This window comes from Flavobacterium sp. Flavsp81 (genome assembly GCF_059491325.1).
On sequence record NZ_CP168505.1, the window covers coordinates 2,521,569 to 2,538,004 of the forward strand.

General features: G+C 32.9%; 14 protein-coding genes. 6 read left to right on the forward strand and 8 right to left on the reverse strand.

Features of this window, described 5'->3' with window-relative positions:
* Positions 1–61 precede the first annotated feature (61 nt).
* Positions 62–2,917, reverse strand: coding sequence for a carbamoyl-phosphate synthase large subunit (gene carB, locus ACEN92_RS10420; RefSeq protein WP_495642288.1), 2,856 nt, complete (start codon positions 2,915–2,917; stop codon positions 62–64).
* 143 nt (positions 2,918–3,060) lie between these two features.
* Positions 3,061–3,222, reverse strand: coding sequence for a 50S ribosomal protein L34 (gene rpmH, locus ACEN92_RS10425; protein WP_008464848.1), 162 nt, complete (start codon positions 3,220–3,222; stop codon positions 3,061–3,063).
* A 167-nt stretch (positions 3,223–3,389) separates the two neighbouring features.
* On the opposite strand from rpmH, the gene ACEN92_RS10430 reads away from it, so the two are divergent.
* Positions 3,390–3,905: a DUF2892 domain-containing protein gene (locus ACEN92_RS10430; protein WP_127339828.1), complete on the forward strand. Its 516-nt coding sequence runs from the start codon at positions 3,390–3,392 to the stop codon at positions 3,903–3,905.
* Between the two features lie 152 nt (positions 3,906–4,057).
* Here the strand turns inward: ACEN92_RS10430 and ACEN92_RS10435 are convergent, their stop codons facing one another.
* The 3 genes from ACEN92_RS10435 to ACEN92_RS10445 all read right to left on the reverse strand — a co-directional run bounded on the left by ACEN92_RS10435 (position 4,058) and on the right by ACEN92_RS10445 (position 7,818).
* Positions 4,058–6,547: a DUF5686 and carboxypeptidase regulatory-like domain-containing protein gene (locus ACEN92_RS10435; protein WP_495642289.1), complete on the reverse strand. Its 2,490-nt coding sequence runs from the start codon at positions 6,545–6,547 to the stop codon at positions 4,058–4,060.
* Positions 6,548–6,682: 135 nt separating this feature from the next.
* Complete coding sequence (gene aroQ / locus ACEN92_RS10440; protein ID WP_495642290.1) at positions 6,683–7,096, reverse strand: type II 3-dehydroquinate dehydratase; 414 nt, start codon at positions 7,094–7,096, stop codon at positions 6,683–6,685.
* A 164-nt stretch (positions 7,097–7,260) separates the two neighbouring features.
* Positions 7,261–7,818, reverse strand: coding sequence for a porin family protein (locus ACEN92_RS10445; protein ID WP_495642291.1), 558 nt, complete (start codon positions 7,816–7,818; stop codon positions 7,261–7,263).
* Positions 7,819–8,169: 351 nt separating this feature from the next.
* Here ACEN92_RS10445 and ACEN92_RS10450 point away from each other — a divergent pair, with 351 nt between their 5' ends.
* The 4 genes from ACEN92_RS10450 to ACEN92_RS10465 all read left to right on the forward strand — a co-directional run bounded on the left by ACEN92_RS10450 (position 8,170) and on the right by ACEN92_RS10465 (position 12,123).
* A complete protein-coding gene (locus ACEN92_RS10450) occupies positions 8,170–8,751 on the forward strand; it encodes a porin family protein (RefSeq protein WP_495642292.1) in 582 nt (193 codons plus the stop codon).
* Positions 8,752–8,947: 196 nt separating this feature from the next.
* Positions 8,948–9,532: an outer membrane beta-barrel protein gene (locus ACEN92_RS10455; protein WP_495642293.1), complete on the forward strand. Its 585-nt coding sequence runs from the start codon at positions 8,948–8,950 to the stop codon at positions 9,530–9,532.
* 77 nt (positions 9,533–9,609) lie between these two features.
* A complete protein-coding gene (xerD, locus tag ACEN92_RS10460; RefSeq protein ID WP_495642294.1) occupies positions 9,610–10,506 on the forward strand; it encodes a site-specific tyrosine recombinase XerD in 897 nt (298 codons plus the stop codon).
* A gap of 51 nt (positions 10,507–10,557) precedes the next feature.
* On the forward strand, positions 10,558–12,123 hold the full coding sequence (locus ACEN92_RS10465; protein WP_495642295.1) for a PAS domain-containing sensor histidine kinase: 1,566 nt from the start codon (positions 10,558–10,560) through the stop codon (positions 12,121–12,123).
* Between the two features lie 71 nt (positions 12,124–12,194).
* Here the strand turns inward: ACEN92_RS10465 and rny are convergent, their stop codons facing one another.
* From rny to ACEN92_RS10480, 3 genes are all read right to left on the reverse strand, one after another.
* On the reverse strand, positions 12,195–13,757 hold the full coding sequence (gene rny / locus ACEN92_RS10470) for a ribonuclease Y (protein WP_495642296.1): 1,563 nt from the start codon (positions 13,755–13,757) through the stop codon (positions 12,195–12,197).
* Between the two features lie 208 nt (positions 13,758–13,965).
* Positions 13,966–14,259 (reverse strand): cell division protein ZapA, encoded by a 294-nt coding sequence (locus tag ACEN92_RS10475; protein ID WP_007804502.1) that lies wholly within the window; start codon positions 14,257–14,259, stop codon positions 13,966–13,968.
* A 5-nt stretch (positions 14,260–14,264) separates the two neighbouring features.
* Complete coding sequence (locus tag ACEN92_RS10480; protein ID WP_495642297.1) at positions 14,265–14,555, reverse strand: coiled-coil domain-containing protein; 291 nt, start codon at positions 14,553–14,555, stop codon at positions 14,265–14,267.
* A 177-nt stretch (positions 14,556–14,732) separates the two neighbouring features.
* Here ACEN92_RS10480 and ACEN92_RS10485 point away from each other — a divergent pair, with 177 nt between their 5' ends.
* The gene (locus ACEN92_RS10485; protein WP_495642298.1) at positions 14,733–16,436 is read left to right on the forward strand and encodes a M23 family metallopeptidase; all 1,704 of its coding nucleotides are present in this window, start codon (positions 14,733–14,735) and stop codon (positions 16,434–16,436) included.

The following is a 16,436-nucleotide window of genomic DNA, read 5'->3' on the forward strand; positions in this document are numbered from 1 at the left end:
TCAAACGAAAAAAGCCTCAAATTTTAAAATTTGAGGCTTTTTTTATATCTGAATTTGAATACTATTTACTCAAATACATTTTTCTTCTGGAATACAATTCATAGAATTGATCGTCTTTTAAGTCATCAATAAATAAGATACTTTCTCCGGTTGATTTCATCTCAGGTCCTAATGCTTTGTTTACATTTTGGAATTTGCTGAAAGAGAAAACCGGCTGCTTGATTGCATATCCCTTTAATTGCGGATTAAAATCGAAATCCGTTACTTTATTATGTCCTAACATTACTTTTGTAGCGTAATTTACATAAGGCTCTCCGTATGCTTTTGCAATAAACGGAACTGTACGGGACGCCCTAGGATTTGCCTCGATAATGTAAACCGTATCATCCTTTATAGCAAACTGAATATTGATCAAACCAACTGTTTTTAAAGCTCGCGCGATTTTATGTGTATGGTCTTTTATTTGCTGCATTACGAATTCTCCTAAGTTGAAAGGAGGCAAAGTCGCATTACTATCTCCGGAGTGAACTCCGCAAGGTTCGATGTGCTCCATGATTCCGATGATATAAACATTGCCATCAGCATCGCAAATGGCATCCGCTTCCGCTTCAATTGCTCCTGCCAAATAATGATCTAAAAGCAATTTATTTCCCGGAATCGTTTTCAATAAATTGATAACGTGCTCTTCCAATTCTTTTTTGTTGATTACGATTTTCATTCCCTGACCTCCTAATACATAAGAAGGGCGAATCAATAACGGAAAGTCTAAAGTATCTGCTAAGGCAGAAGCTTCGTCAGCCGTTTCAGCAATTCCGAATTGTGGGAAAGGAATATCTAGTTCTCTTAATAAATCTGAGAAACGTCCTCTGTCTTCCGCTAAATCAAGCGCATCAAAACTGGTTCCGATGATTTTTACTCCGTACTTAGATAATTTTTCAGCCAATTTCAAAGCTGTCTGACCACCTAACTGCACAATTACACCTTCCGGTTTTTCATGCTGAATAATGTCATAAATATGCTCCCAGAAAACAGGCTCGAAGTATAATTTATCCGCTGTATCAAAATCTGTCGAAACTGTTTCAGGATTACAGTTGATCATGATGGTTTCATAACCACATTCTTTTGCTGCTAAAACTCCATGTACACAAGAATAATCAAACTCAATTCCTTGTCCAATTCTGTTTGGTCCGGAACCTAAAACGATGATTTTCTTTTTATCAGTAACAATACTCTCGTTATCTACATAACGTTCACCGTTTGCTTTTTCAATCTCAGCCTCAAAAGTAGAGTAGTAATAAGGTGTTTGTGCTTTAAACTCAGCAGCGCAAGTGTCAACCAATTTAAACACACGGTTGATATTCTGCTCCATACGCAAAGTATGCACTTCACTTTCTAAGCAATTCACCATATGTGCAATTTGTCTGTCAGCAAAACCTTTTTGTTTTGCTTCAAGCAAAAGTTCTTTTGGAAGATTAGATACTTTATAGTTTGAAATTTCTTTTTCTAAAGTATAAAGTTCCTCGTATTGTTTTAAGAACCACATATCGATTTTTGTGATTTCATGAATACGGCTCAACGGAATTCCCATTGCAATCGCATCATAAATTACAAAAACACGATCCCAGCTTGCAAAAGTCAGTTTCTCGATAATTTGTTCATAATTGGTGTATCCTTTTCCGTCAGCACCTAAGCCATTTCTTTTGATTTCTAAAGATTGAGTTGCTTTGTGTAATGCTTCCTGGAACGAACGTCCAATTCCCATTACTTCACCTACTGATTTCATCTGAAGTCCTAAAGTCCTGTCGGCACCCTCGAATTTATCGAAGTTCCAACGTGGTATTTTTACAATTACATAATCCAGAGTCGGCTCAAATAAAGCAGAAGTCGATTTTGTAATTTGATTTTGCAACTCATCTAAGTTGTATCCTAACGCCAGTTTAGAAGCAATTTTAGCGATCGGGTAACCAGTTGCTTTTGATGCCAGTGCAGAGGAACGGGACACACGAGGATTAATTTCAATGGCTACGATATCTTCTTTATCATCCGGAGAAACTGCGAATTGTACGTTACAGCCACCCGCAAAATTTCCGATACTACGCATCATTAAGATTGCATAATCACGTAATTTTTGGAAAGTGGTATCAGATAAAGTCATCGCCGGAGCAACAGTAATCGAATCTCCGGTATGAATTCCCATTGGGTCCATATTTTCGATTGAACAGATAATTACAACGTTGTCATTTTTATCTCTCAAAAGCTCCAATTCATATTCTTTCCAACCTAGTAAAGCTTTATCAATCAACACTTCATGTATTGGTGACATTTCTAATCCGTAGGTTAGTTTTTCGTCAAATTCTTCTTTGCTGTGAACAAAAGCTGCTCCGGTTCCTCCAAGTGTAAACGAAGGACGAATTACTAATGGAAACCCAAATTCCTGAGCAATTTCTTTTCCTTCAAGGAAAGATGTAGCCGTTTTTGCCGGTGCTGTAGGAACATTTATTCTTTGAAGCAATTGTTTAAATTGCTCTCTGTCTTCGGTAATATTGATAGCATTTACATCAACACCAATTAAACGTACTCCGAAATCCTGCCAGATTCCTTTTTCATCAGCTTCCAAACACAAATTCAAAGCTGTTTGTCCACCCATGGTTGGTAAAACTGCATCAATTTGTGGATGTTCCTTCAGAATTTCAATAATCGATTTTGTAGTTAATGGTTTCAGATAAACATGATCGGCCATTGTTGGGTCGGTCATAATTGTCGCTGGATTTGAGTTGATCAGGATTACTTCAATTCCTTCTTCACGAATAGAACGTGCAGATTGAGATCCTGCATAATCAAATTCACAAGCTTGACCAATAACGATAGGTCCGGAACCTATTATTAAAACCGATTTTATTGATGTGTCTTTAGGCATTTTATTTGTATTGTGTAGTTATATTTAATTTAAATCTGCAGTAGTTTGTTAAAAACCAGAATTTTAACCCCTTTTTTTACCGACAAGGTATAAAAAAAGGCGATACTAAAAAAAGTAACGCCTTATTTATGTTTATAGAAACATTATTTTTTGTGTCTAGGTTCGCTAGAAACAGTCAATTTATGTCTTCCTTTAGCTCTTCTACGCGCTAGAACTTTTCTTCCATTCGCAGAAGCCATTCTGTCCATAAATCCGTGCTTATTTCTTCTTTTTCTTTTCGATGGTTGAAACGTTCTTTTGCTCATTGCTTTGTATCTTTAAAATGGTATCTAAATATCTGTTTTCTGTTTTTGAATATCGTTATTCTAAAACCGAGTGCAAATATACAAAGACTTTTTTTTCTGGCAAGTACTTTAATAAAAATATTTTTAATTCATTTTACTATATTTGCAGTCACAAATATACACCTATTATGTTTCACAAAAATATTAAACTTATTTTAGCCGGACTTCTTGTAGTCGCTGGCGTTTGGCAATTTACAGAAAGTAATATCGGGAATGGAATTTTCCTTATTTTACTTACTGCGATTCCGATTTTCCTTTACTTCAAAAACGAATTTATCCTTTTGGCTTTCCTTAAACTAAGAAAACAAGACTTCGAAGGCGCTAAAAAATGGCTGGCATACATTAAAAATCCTGAAACCGCATTAGTAAGAAAGCAACAGGGATACTTTAATTACCTTCACGGAATCATGTTATCTCAAACCAATATCAATCAGGCTGAGAAACATTTCAAAAAAGCAATCGAACTTGGTTTATCTATGGATATGGATTTAGCCGTAGCAAAATTAAACCTTGCCGGAGTTGCCATGTCACGCAGAAGAAAACTCGAAGCAACTAATTTACTGAACGAAGCTAAGAAATTAGACAAACAAGGAATGCTGAAAGAGCAAATCACAATGATGAAAGAGCAAATGAAGAAAATCTAATTTTCATTTATAAAAAACAGAAAGCCTTTGAGATTTAAATTTCAAAGGCTTTTTTTGTTTTAGAAGCTATTCATTTTAATCTTATTCTGTTTAAAAATTTATTTTCCCACAGTTTTTTGTCGCTTCTCCTCTATCAAAGCAGAGAATAAATCCTAATCCAAAACATTCAAAATCTTCAAACCAAATACAACTCCGTTTTGTTGAATTCCGCCTTGATAAGAGTGCACATAATCTAACCTGAAAAGCTTAAATTTCCCGAAACCAAGATTATCTAAACCAACCGTAAATTCAGAATAAAGCTTTCTATTGGGAATTGCCAGCGAATGAAAACCTAAATTCATAGTTGATTTTAATAAGTTCAATAACGGAATTTTATTCATGATAAATCCGGTATCATTGTGCTCCAAATGCATTTCAAAATAACTGTCATTGGTGCTGTTAGTATAATAAGGCATTAAGTTAAAAACATTCAGATAGCGGTCGCCTGTTCCTATATGAGTTTGGTTTCCGTTAAAATGCCTGTAATCTATAAAAGCGATATTTTCGGCATTAAAGAATTTTCCCCCTCTCAAATTCATTCCTAATAAACCTTTATTTCCTAACGACAAATCGTATTGGACTGAAGCGCCAATTCTCTCGAATTCATATTTTTTCCCGCTGGCTGCAAATGCTTTTTCAAATGCTAAAAATAATGTCGGGTATTTATCATCTTTAAAATTATATCTCCCGTCTGGTCTGGAAATATATTTATTCCCAAAATTGATTCGTGCGCTTAAAGCGGTTTTGAACAAATGATGTTCCTCAAAAGCAGGGGTGTCAAAATCATTTGGTGCCTGTGGATTGTTAGACGAATAAAAATCATCTTTTTTAAAGAACGAATAATCAGTTGTGTTAAAAAGTGGTTTTCGCTGCTCGTAACTCATTTTTGCATTCAAATTCACTCCGTTTAAAATGTCCTGCGAATAATAAATCTGTGCAAATTCTAAATTATACAGCTTCATATAATTATCTTTAAAAAACAAAGAACTTACCGAATTGACCAATTTGCTTATGGGTTCAAAGCTATTAAACTGAGCGGTTTTTGTTCCGCCGGAAACACCAATTGTGGCATAATTTACAGCATTAAACCGATGATTAAACTCACCAATAACGCGAAAACGTTCGTCTGAAAAACCGTAATTAAAAATTGTATTTATTGAAGTATTTTTTCCTTCCTCTTCATTCCATTTTTTATAAGAGAATCCCGAATCTAAATTAAAGCCCTGAACGGTATTAAAACTCAATGAAGTAATATTTAATAATCCTTTGTATCCGAAAGAATTGTGTTTGAAAGTGTTTTTATAATCATAGCCCGTCAAAATATCCCAAATTTTAAATTTATTGTTTTTGGCATCAATAGAATCAGTGTATTTTTGAGATTTTCTAATCGTCTGCAGACTGTCTTTTTTGGTGTAATCCGTACTTTCTTCAATCGTTAACGGAATGGGGCGGATTTCATTCCAAAATGCCTCCTCTTTTTTATTGGCGTTTGCTTCAAAAGCAACGATTTCATTTCCAAAAGTCTTTTTCTCAAATGAATCCGGGAATTCATAATTCGAATATATATAATTGAAATTCCCTGAAAACTTAATACCAAAAGCCCCGGCGTTAAAAGAAAGTGTCTGCGCATTTTTTGACCAGATTTTAGTTGCAGAATTATAACTGAAGTTTTGTTTTAAAGTCATGACTTCGGTAAATTCATTTTTCATTCGATAGCCTTTTATATCCAAATCGATCGCATAAATCGCAAAACTATCATCAACAATATAAATGTAACCTTCAAAAACAGGTTCCTTATCTCGTTTCGGGATTACTTTAATTTTATTGATTTGCTGGTTATTGGCGTCAAAAAAAGTGCCTTCAAGTTTGTATTTGTAATAATTGAAAGCATTATCTGCAATTGGCGAAATTAGATTGATACCGAATTCTAAAGTATTATCATAAAAATCATAAGTAGATAAACTGGCTGTGTTGTAACTGAAGCCTTTGTTGTTTCCTGAGATTTTTGAGGCAATAATTTTCTCTTTTAATTTTTTGGGTTTTTCAAAAGTAATCTTCGAAACCGTTTCTGACAGGTATAAAATTCCTGTTCCCGTAGAATCTAAATTGGATGCCATATCATCGCCGAGATCTACTTTTTGTCCAAGTATCTTTTTAGGTAAATCTTTGACTTTAAACATTCCTTTTGAATAAAAATCAGCGGTATAGCGAGCTGTTTTATCAGAGTTGTCTTTTTTGTTTGCGACAGCACTTCTGATAATAGCATTCGCAGGATTATTTTTGGGATCAATTACCACTTCATTCAATGCAAAACTCTCTTCAGACATTTTTACATCCAAAGCAACTGTTTTTGAATCCGATGAAACGGCAATTTTTTGTGTTTTAAATCCTAAATACTGAAAAGTTATTTTGTTTTTGCCTACCTCTTTTACATTAAGCAGGTATTGCCCTTGTTCATTAGAAGTGGTGTTGCTATAGGTGTTCTCCTCAAAAACAGATACGTAAGGAAGCGGATTTCCTTTCTCATCGGTTATAGTTCCTTTTATTTGGGCAAAATTAGAAAGCGAAAAAAATAAAAAGGCAAATACAATATAGTTTCTCATAGAAGTTTTTCTCTTACAAAAATAGAATAACTTAAAATTGAGCTTAATAAAAATTTGTTAAATTGCATGTCAGGCTGAGCGGAATCAAACCCTTTTTTCCGGATAGCCTTCGACTCCGCTCAGGGTGACACTATTTTATAGAAACGACTGAATGGCTAACTCATAACTTTTTAGACCAAAACCTAAGATTACCCCTTTTGCATTTCCTGACAAATACGATTGATGCCTGAAGCTTTCACGTGCGTATGTATTCGAAATGTGTACTTCGATAACCGGAGTTGTCACCGCTTTTATAGCATCGCCAAGACCAATAGACGTATGGGTATAAGCGCCGGCGTTTAAGATAATTCCATCATAAGTAAAACCAACTTCCTGAATTTTACCAATCAGTTCCCCTTCAATATTACTTTGATAATAAGAAAGTTCAATATTCGGAAATTTGTGTTCCAGTCTTTCAAAATAATCTTCAAAAGTCTGGCTTCCGTAAACTTCAGGTTCTCTTTTTCCTAAAAGATTCAAATTGGGTCCGTTGATGATGGCAATTTTCATATATAAGATATTTTGATTTTGATTAAATTGATTTTTTAATTGCCTTTGACATTTATTTGATTGCCATTGCAATTGATTTTTGTAATTTGTCTACTGATTGGGTAAAAATAAAAAAACCGTTCTAATTAACAGAACGGTTTTTATAAAACTATGTGATATTATTTCTAGAACAAAAATCCTACCGATAATTGTACAGTTGAATTTTTAACATCCGCATTTTTTGAAGCATCTGTCAATCCTAATCCATAACGGCCCTGAACAAAAAAGTTTTCGGTAAGCTTAAATCCTAATCCCGCATTGACACCAAATTCAAAAGTTTCTGCATCCTCAAAATCGACATTATCTTTTTCACTTAATAAAAAGGATGCCTGTGGTCCTACTTCAAGACTAAAAGAATCTGTTAGATAAAATTTAGCCATTACAGGTATAGACAAATAACCTAATTCGTTTTTAAATTCTTCGCCTGCATTTTTATATGTAGCTCCCTGAGTAGAATACAAAAGCTCCGGCTGAATAGCAAATCTGTCTAATAATTTAATTTCTGCAACTACACCAGCATGGTAACTGGTAATACCCTCCTTATCAATTTCGGGGGCATCAAACGCATCTCCTGTCTGGTTTGCAAAGTTAACCCCTGCTTTAATTCCAAATTTCACTAATTGTGCCTGACTTGCTGTTGATGCTGCAAGGAATAAAACGGCTACTAAAAATATCTTTTTCATAATTGTTAATTTTAAAGTTTAGTTTAATTAATACAAATTACTACATTTAAAAACTCATCAATCTTATATTTATTGTTTTTTAAGTTTAAAAATTTCCATTTTATGATGAAAAAGAGCCAAATAATATATGAAATTTACAATTTAGAAAGAATTTTACTAATAATTAACGCTTTGTTTTGTTCTAATGGTTTTTAGTGATATGATTAGTGTAATATGCTGATAATTAGACATTTTTATTTTATTTATTGAATATATTAAAAGTTATGCATACAATTATTTTATAATAAAATTTGGTTTTTATGTTAATTTACATAGATTTGTCTTACTAATTAATCATTAATTTACAAAAAAATGAAAAAAATTACTTTATCTATTATTGCAGTTTTAGCATTTGGATTCGCAAATGCACAAGGGGCTAAATTTGGAGTTAAGGCAGGGGTTAACTTTGCAAATTTTACTGGCGATGACATTGAAGATAATTCTTCAAAAGTTGGTTTTCTAGTTGGTGGTTTTGCTGAAATCAAACTTACTGAAAAATTTGCTATTCAGCCAGAGCTTTTATTTTCTACACAAGGAACTAAATTTGAGGCTGACGGAGGAGGAGATGATTTAAAATATAATTTGAGTTATATAAATGTTCCAGTAATGGCAAAATTTTATGTGGTTGATAAATTTAGCTTAGAAGCAGGTCCACAAATTGGATTTTTGGTAGGTGCTAAAGCTAAAGCTGGAGACGAAGATGAGGATGTTAAAGATTCATTTAAATCAATTGACTTTGGAGTTAACTTTGGAGCAGGATATGATTTTACAGAAAATCTTTCAGCAGGTGTTCGTTATAATTTAGGTTTAGCAAACATTCTTGATACTGAAGAAGGAAATGATACAGAAATTAAAAATAGTGTTTTTTCAATAGCTGTAGGATATAAATTCTAAACATTTAAAAATGTTTAATAATAAAGAAAACCTTCCTTAACCGGAAGGTTTTTTTTTATTTATTTCTAATTAATTGAAAGAAAGCATCTTGACTTTGATTTAACAATTCATACTATTTTTTTTACAAATATATTTGCTTCATAAGTAGGAAATAATATAAATTTGCGCCATTAATTAAATTTTAATATCAAAAAAAATGAAAAAAATTGTTTTATCAATGGTTGCTATTTTAGCATTTGGATTTGCAAATGCACAAGAGTCTACAGGAAAAGGTTTCAGTAAAGGAAGTATTTTTGTTTCCGGTGCTATTGGAATTAATTCAGTAAAAACAGGAGATAATAAATCTTCAGGATTTGAAATTGAACCTAAAATTGGTTTTTTTGTTACAGATAATATCGCAATTGGTGGTAAGTTAGGATACAGTTCTGACAAAGCAGAGACTGCTGTTACAGACACTCAGGATGAGGCAAGATTAACAGTTGGTGCTTTTGGTAGATATTACTTTACACCTTCTTCTGATTTCTCTTTATTTGGTCAGTTGGGTGTTGATTACAGTTCTGTCGATGACAAATTGAATGATGTTAAAGAAAATGAAATTGGTGCAAATTTAGGATTAGGTCTGAGCTACTTTGTATCAAGCAACTTTGCTATAGAGGCTACATGGGCTGGATTAGGTTATACTACAAATGATAATGGTGGAGACGGTGCAGAAAAAACTAATAGATTTGGTTTAGGTGCTGATTTGAGATCAATCAACTTCGGTCTTCTTTACAAATTCTAATTTGTAATTAAATAATATCTAAAACCTTCCCTAACCGGAAGGTTTTTTTATGCCTGAAAATGTTTTACTTTGTAAACATGAATTGGAACACATTTATAAAAGACTATCAATCCTATCTGCGAATCGAACGCGGTTTATCTAAAAATACAATCGAAAACTATGGTTTCGATATTGAACGATTGTGTCATTTTTTAGAAAATAATCAAATAGAAGTGTCTCCGGTAAAAATTACGGAAGAAACAGTTCAGCAGTTTATTTATTCCGTTTCAAAAGAAGTGAATCCAAGATCCCAGGCCCGGATCATTTCCGGGTTAAAAAGTTTTTTTAATTATTTGGTTTTTGAGGATTATCGTGTTGACAATCCTTTGGAGTTGATTGAAACTCCTAAAACCGGACGTAAATTACCGGATACTTTATCTGTTGAGGAAATTGATAATCTGATTAATGCAATAGATTTAAGTTCTAATGAAGGGGAAAGAAACAGGGCAATGCTGGAAACTTTGTATGGCTGTGGACTCCGTGTTTCAGAATTAGTTTCATTAAAGATTTCGGATTTGTTTTTTGAGGAAGGTTTCATAAAAATTACCGGAAAAGGCAATAAAGAACGTTTTGTTCCTATTGGTACCTTAACTCAAAAATATATTGATATTTACCAAAAGGATGTCAGGATTCATTTAAAAATAAAGAAAGGCAATGAAGATACTTTATTTTTGAATCGGAGAGGAAATCAGCTTACCCGTGCCATGATTTTTACTATTATCAAAGATCTGGCGGTAAAAATTAATTTAAATAAAAGCATAAGTCCCCATACTTTTAGGCATTCTTTTGCAACGCACTTACTTGAAAATGGTGCCGATTTGCGTTCAATTCAGTTAATGCTTGGGCATGAATCAATAACCACGACAGAAATTTATGTGCATCTGGACAGAAGTTTCTTAAAAGGAATCATGCATACTTTTCACCCAAGAAGATAATTTTTTAAAATTTATTTATTTAACATTTACTTTTACTTAAAAAGCAATATCTTGTTATTCAGAATGATTCCCCAATCTTACACAAATAAACATATGGTTTTCGATTTGTATGAGAATGAAAATTCTCAGAATGCAAATGACTTTTATAAAAAATTGTTTGCTGAAATTCCTGATTTGATTTTTCAGTTTATTATCGATTCAGAAAATAATTATTCATTTCCATTGGTTAGTAAATCAGTGGAAGATATCTTTGAACTGACTGCTGATGACTTTTCAAATGATACCAAAACAATTATTTATGAAAGGGTGTATCCGCAGGACCGGGATTTGTTTTTTCAAACTTTAGTAAAAGCAAAAAGAGGTATTTTGCCGTGGGAAATTGAGTTTAGAGGGGTATTGCCTAAAAAAGGACTGCGATGGTTTAAAATTTCATCTAAATCTGAGGCTTCACCGGATGGCCGGGTAAGTTTTTTTGGGCGTGTTTCAGATATTACAGAGTTGAAAGACAAAGAGTTGAAATTACGGATTTCCGAAGAACGGTTTCAATTTGCTTTAGAAGCTTCGACTGCTGGTATTTGGGATTGGAATATGGTAACAAACAGTGTTTTTTATTCCTCATTATCATTAAAAATTTTAGAATTAGAATCAACAGATATTTTTGATGATCCGGAACGTTGGGATAAAATTGTCCATCCGGATGATTTGCCTAAATATTACTCTGACATACAGGAACATTTTGACAATAAAATTCCTTTTTATGAAAATTATCATCGTGTAATGACTTCCAGTGGAAAATACAAATGGATACTGGATAGAGGAAAAGTAATTGAACGCGATGAAAATGGTAAACCTTTGCGTGTTATAGGAACTCATACAGATGTCTCTGCGCAAAAGGAAAAAGAGCTGGAACTTATAAAAACAATGAAGCTCTATAGCGATCAAAACAGCAGGTTACTGAACTTTTCGTATATCGTTTCGCATAATTTAAATACGCAGGCAGGCAATATAAAGTCTATCCTGGATTTTATTGATACTGATGAAAAAAAAGAAACAATCAAAGAAATGTTAATGCATCTTCGGACAGTTTCTAATGATTTGAACGATACGATTTTAAATTTAAATCAAATTGTTCAGATTCAAGGTGATATGAATATAATTGTTAAGCCCTTGAGGTTGTCCAATTATATTAATAAAACAATTTCGATCATTAAAGATTTTAGTTCCGAAACAAAAGCAAATATTATAAACAATGTGCCGGAATATTTATTTATAAATTTTAATCCTGCTTATCTCGAAAGTGTTTTGCAGAATTTCGTAACAAATGCAATTAAATATGCACATCCAGACAGGGATCCTGTTATTATTTTTGATTATTTTCTTGATGAGGAAGGAAACAAGGTATTGAAGATTCAGGATAATGGCCAGGGAATCGATTTAAAGGTTTATGGGGATTTATTGTTCGGAATGTATAAAACGTTTCATAAACACAAAGATGCACGCGGGATTGGTTTGCATATCACTAAAAACCAAATAGAGGCTATGAAAGGAAGAGTTTCTGTGGAAAGTGAAGTCGGAATAGGCACAACCTTTAAAATTGTTTTTAACGACGAATTGTAGATTTAACTAAATCAGAAATAAAAAAAACTTCCCGATGAGAAGTTTTTTTTTTGAAATATTTTTTAGTGAATTTATTTAGCAATGTTTACTGCTCTGGTTTCACGAATAACAGTCACTTTTACCTGACCCGGATAAGTCATTTCTGTTTGGATTTTTTGTGAAATTTCGAAAGATAAATTTGCTGCATTATCATCAGAAACTTTTTCACTTTCCACAATTACACGAAGTTCTCTACCAGCCTGAATAGCATAAGCATTTTTAACTCCGCTGAATCCGTAAGCAACTTCTTCAAGATCTTTCAAACGTTGAATGTAAGAATCTAAAACCTGACGTCTTGCGCCTGGTCTTGCTCCGGAAATAGCATCACAAACCTGAATAATTGGAGATAATAATGATTTCATCTCAATCTCGTCGTGGTGAGCTCCAATCGCGTTGCAAACTTCTTCTTTTTCACCATATTTCTCAGCCCATTGCATCCCTAATAATGCGTGAGGCAAATCACTTTCTGTATCAGGAACTTTACCAATATCATGAAGCAAACCGGCTCTTTTGGCTAATTTTACATTTAAGCCTAATTCGGCAGCCATGATACCACAAAGTTTAGAAACTTCTCTGGAGTGTTGTAACAAGTTCTGTCCGTAAGATGAACGGTATTTCATTCTGCCGACCACTTTTATCAACTCTGGATGTAAACCGTGAATTCCTAAATCGATAACTGTACGTTTTCCAACTTCAATAATTTCATCATCGATTTGTTTAGCTGTTTTGGCAACAACTTCCTCAATTCTCGCTGGGTGAATACGTCCGTCAGTTACCAATTTGTGTAATGCTAAACGAGCAATTTCTCTACGAACAGGATCAAAACAAGATAGAATAATAGCTTCCGGTGTATCATCAACAATGATCTCTACTCCTGTTGCAGCTTCAAGAGCCCTGATGTTACGTCCTTCACGACCAATAATTCTACCTTTTACATCATCAGATTCAATGTTGAAAACAGAAACGCAATTTTCTACTGCTTCTTCTGTTCCTACTCTCTGAATTGTGTTAATGATAATTTTCTTGGCTTCTTGCTGTGCTGTAAGTTTAGCTTCTTCAATAGTTTCCTGAATATGAGACATAGCCTTACTCTTAGCTTCAGCTTTTAGGCCTTCTACTAATTGTTCTTTTGCTTCTTCTGCAGAAAGCCCTGAAATTACTTCAAGTTGTTGTAATTGGCTTTTATGTAATTTATCTACTTCGGCTTGTTTTTTATCTAAAACTTCAATTTTGGTATTGTATTCAAGAGTTTTAGCTTCAAAATCATCGTTTACTTTTTTCGCTTTAGATAGTTCGTTTGAAATTTGAGATTCTTTATCACGAATTCTTTTTTCTACTTCAGCTACTTTTTTGTCCCTGGCTAAAATTACCTGCTCATGCTCTGACTTTAATTCAATAAATTTCTCTTTTGCCTGAAGAATTTTGTCTTTTTTGATATTTTCTGCTTCTAAATTAGCATCTTTTAAAATTGAGGCTGCTTCTTTTTTTGCATTTTTGATTAGATTAGAAATATTGCTTTTTTCGATAATTTTAGCTATTACAAAACCTGCTGCAATACCTATAATACCTGAAATAATGATCGTTATTATGTCCATGTTTGTTAAAATTTATATATAAAAAAAGCCTACATTAATTGCTTGAATAAACTCGTAAAGACAAGTTTTGAGCTAACTCACTGTTCAAGTTTCCAAGCCGAAGCATGGCATACTATAGTAGCGACGATTTGCTCATTCTAAATTGTTAGTGTTGAGTTTACCAATTGTGAACTAATGTAGGCAGTATCTTAGTTTATGTAAAGAACGTTTAATTTTCGAGATATTGATCTAATAGCGAATTTAATCTTTTAATTCTTTCGATGGTTTCCTCACCATCAATAGCGTTATCAATCTGTTTTTGTTCTACTTGTGATGCAAATTGCAGGGCACACATAGCCAGTACATCTTGTTTGTCGCGAACTGCGTAATTCTCTTCGAATTGCTTGATCATAGCATCAATTTTTTTAGAAGCACTTCTAAGTCCTTCTTCCTGAGCAGGTTCTACCGTTAACGGATAAACCCTGTCTGCAACTGATATTTTAATTTTAAGCTTTCCGTCCATGTTTACTAATCTGATAGTTGTGCAATACAGTAATCAATTTCGCGAATTAATGAATTTATTTTAAGCTTTGTCTCTCTCTTGTTATTATCGCTGCCGAGCAACGAATTGGCTATTTTAAGTGTGTCATATTGCTTCTTCAAAGCTTCCATTTCTTCAGATTGTTTCTGGATAATTTGCGCAGCTTTGGCTAATTGTAATCGTAATTCCTGATTGTTTTTTTCTAATGCTTTTGATTTCTCAAAAAGCTTTTCGACTTTATATTCAAGAGTATCAATTATTTCGGCAATTACACTCATTATAAATCCTATTCATTACTTAATCATACAAAGTTAGTATTCCTTTTTATTAATGCAATTTTTTATCGCTTTTTTTGCATTAAAAATAGACAAATATATGAATTTCAATTAATTGTATTTTTACCTGATTGTCTTCGGTTTTCGTTCTTATTTTTTATCTTAGCAAAAATGTTACCTATGAAATTTTCCCTGATTTTTTTACTATTTTGTAATTTCCTTCATTCGCAAACCCAATACCCAAATGATTATTTTCGTTCACCATTGGATATTCCGATGCAGCTTTCCGGTAATTTTGGAGAGTTGAGACCAAATCATTTTCATGCAGGTTTCGATTTAAAGACCAATCAAAAAGAAGGATTAAATGTATATGCTGTTGCAGATGGTTATGTTTCAAGAATAAAAATTTCCACTTTTGGCAACGGTAAATGTATTTATATTACACATCCAAACGGATACACTACAGTATATGGACATTTGCAGACTGCTGTTGGACCAATTCAGGAATATATCCGGAAAACACATTATAAAGAAAAATCTTTTGAAATTGAAATATATCTGAAACCTGATGAATTGCCTGTTACAAAAGGACAATTAATTGCACTTTCGGGTAATACAGGCTCTTCTGAGGGGCCGCATTTGCATTTTGAATTTAGAGATACAAAAACAGAATTCGTCATAAATCCTATGTTTTTTGGATTTGATCAGTATATTAATGATAATAAAAAACCAACAATTTCCGGTTTATTTGTATATCCGATGGACAACACAACGGTAAACCAATCCAATCAGCCTTTATTGCTGAATCTTTCGCTTCAAAAAGACGGAACTTATTTAGCAGGTAAGGTAAAAGCCAATGGAAAAATTGGATTCGGGATCAATACTGTAGATTTTGATGATGTTTCGAACAACAGAAATGGAGTTTTTAATGTTACAGGTTTTTTAAATGGTGATCCAAAATATAACTATCAATTTAACACCTATTCTTTTGATGAAATGCGTTTTATTAATGCTTTTATAGATTATCCCAGATATAAAAAAACAGGACAGCGTGTACAAAAGCTGTTTATGAAAACACCATATGCGTTGAGTATTATTAAAACGGATTCGCTGCATGGAATAATTCCTGTCGAACCCAATTTAACTTCAACATATCGTATTGAAGTTTCGGATTATTATGGGAATTTAAATTCGGTTACAGTTCCAATTGAGTATGACTCGGAAACACCCATTATAAAAGAAGAACCTGTTACTTCAAAATATCTGATTCGTTATGATAAGGATTCAAATTTTGAGAAAGACAATATGTCTGTTTTTTTTCCTGCCGGAACCTTTTACGAAGATTTTAATTTAAATTTTGATGTAAAAAACAATAGGATTTATATTCACGAAGATGTTATTCCCGTACATTCAAATTTTACCATTACGATAAAAGACAATACTTATGCTGAGCCTTTACGTGATAAACTTTTTATTGCAAGAATAAGTGGAAACAACAGAAGTTATTATGCAACAACAAGAAAGAATGACGTTTTTACTGCAAAATTAAAAACATTGGGGCAATTCGGTTTAGTTTTAGATACGATTGCGCCAACAATTAAAATTACCAAATCAATTCAGGACAAATGGATCAGTGATTTAAAAACGATTCAATTTACTATTAGCGATAATTTATCCGGAATCAAATCTTATAATGGGTATTTAAATGGAAATTGGATTTTATTTGAATATGATAATAAAACAAAAAAAATAATTCACCGTTTTGATGATAATATAGTTGCTGAAGGTGCTAACGATTTAAAAATAGAAGTAGTTGATAATGTGGGGAATTCTGCTATCTTTGAAACTCATTTTTTTAGAAGTCAACAAAAAATAAAACCTTAA

What these genes read in the sequence shown, in the direction of transcription:
- carB (WP_495642288.1), bottom strand. Translation starts at nt 2,917, where the DNA reads ATGCCTAAAGACACATCAATAAAATCGGTTTTAATAATAGGTTCCGGA.
- ACEN92_RS10480 (WP_495642297.1), bottom strand. Translation starts at nt 14,555, where the DNA reads ATGAGTGTAATTGCCGAAATAATTGATACTCTTGAATATAAAGTCGAA.
- xerD (WP_495642294.1), top strand. Translation starts at nt 9,610, where the DNA reads ATGAATTGGAACACATTTATAAAAGACTATCAATCCTATCTGCGAATC.
- ACEN92_RS10475 (WP_007804502.1), bottom strand. Translation starts at nt 14,259, where the DNA reads ATGGACGGAAAGCTTAAAATTAAAATATCAGTTGCAGACAGGGTTTAT.
- ACEN92_RS10455 (WP_495642293.1), top strand. Translation starts at nt 8,948, where the DNA reads ATGAAAAAAATTGTTTTATCAATGGTTGCTATTTTAGCATTTGGATTT.
- aroQ (WP_495642290.1), bottom strand. Translation starts at nt 7,096, where the DNA reads ATGAAAATTGCCATCATCAACGGACCCAATTTGAATCTTTTAGGAAAA.
- rpmH (WP_008464848.1), bottom strand. Translation starts at nt 3,222, where the DNA reads ATGAGCAAAAGAACGTTTCAACCATCGAAAAGAAAAAGAAGAAATAAG.
- ACEN92_RS10435 (WP_495642289.1), bottom strand. Translation starts at nt 6,547, where the DNA reads ATGAGAAACTATATTGTATTTGCCTTTTTATTTTTTTCGCTTTCTAAT.
- ACEN92_RS10485 (WP_495642298.1), top strand. Translation starts at nt 14,733, where the DNA reads ATGAAATTTTCCCTGATTTTTTTACTATTTTGTAATTTCCTTCATTCG.
- ACEN92_RS10430 (WP_127339828.1), top strand. Translation starts at nt 3,390, where the DNA reads ATGTTTCACAAAAATATTAAACTTATTTTAGCCGGACTTCTTGTAGTC.
- ACEN92_RS10450 (WP_495642292.1), top strand. Translation starts at nt 8,170, where the DNA reads ATGAAAAAAATTACTTTATCTATTATTGCAGTTTTAGCATTTGGATTC.
- rny (WP_495642296.1), bottom strand. Translation starts at nt 13,757, where the DNA reads ATGGACATAATAACGATCATTATTTCAGGTATTATAGGTATTGCAGCA.
- ACEN92_RS10445 (WP_495642291.1), bottom strand. Translation starts at nt 7,818, where the DNA reads ATGAAAAAGATATTTTTAGTAGCCGTTTTATTCCTTGCAGCATCAACA.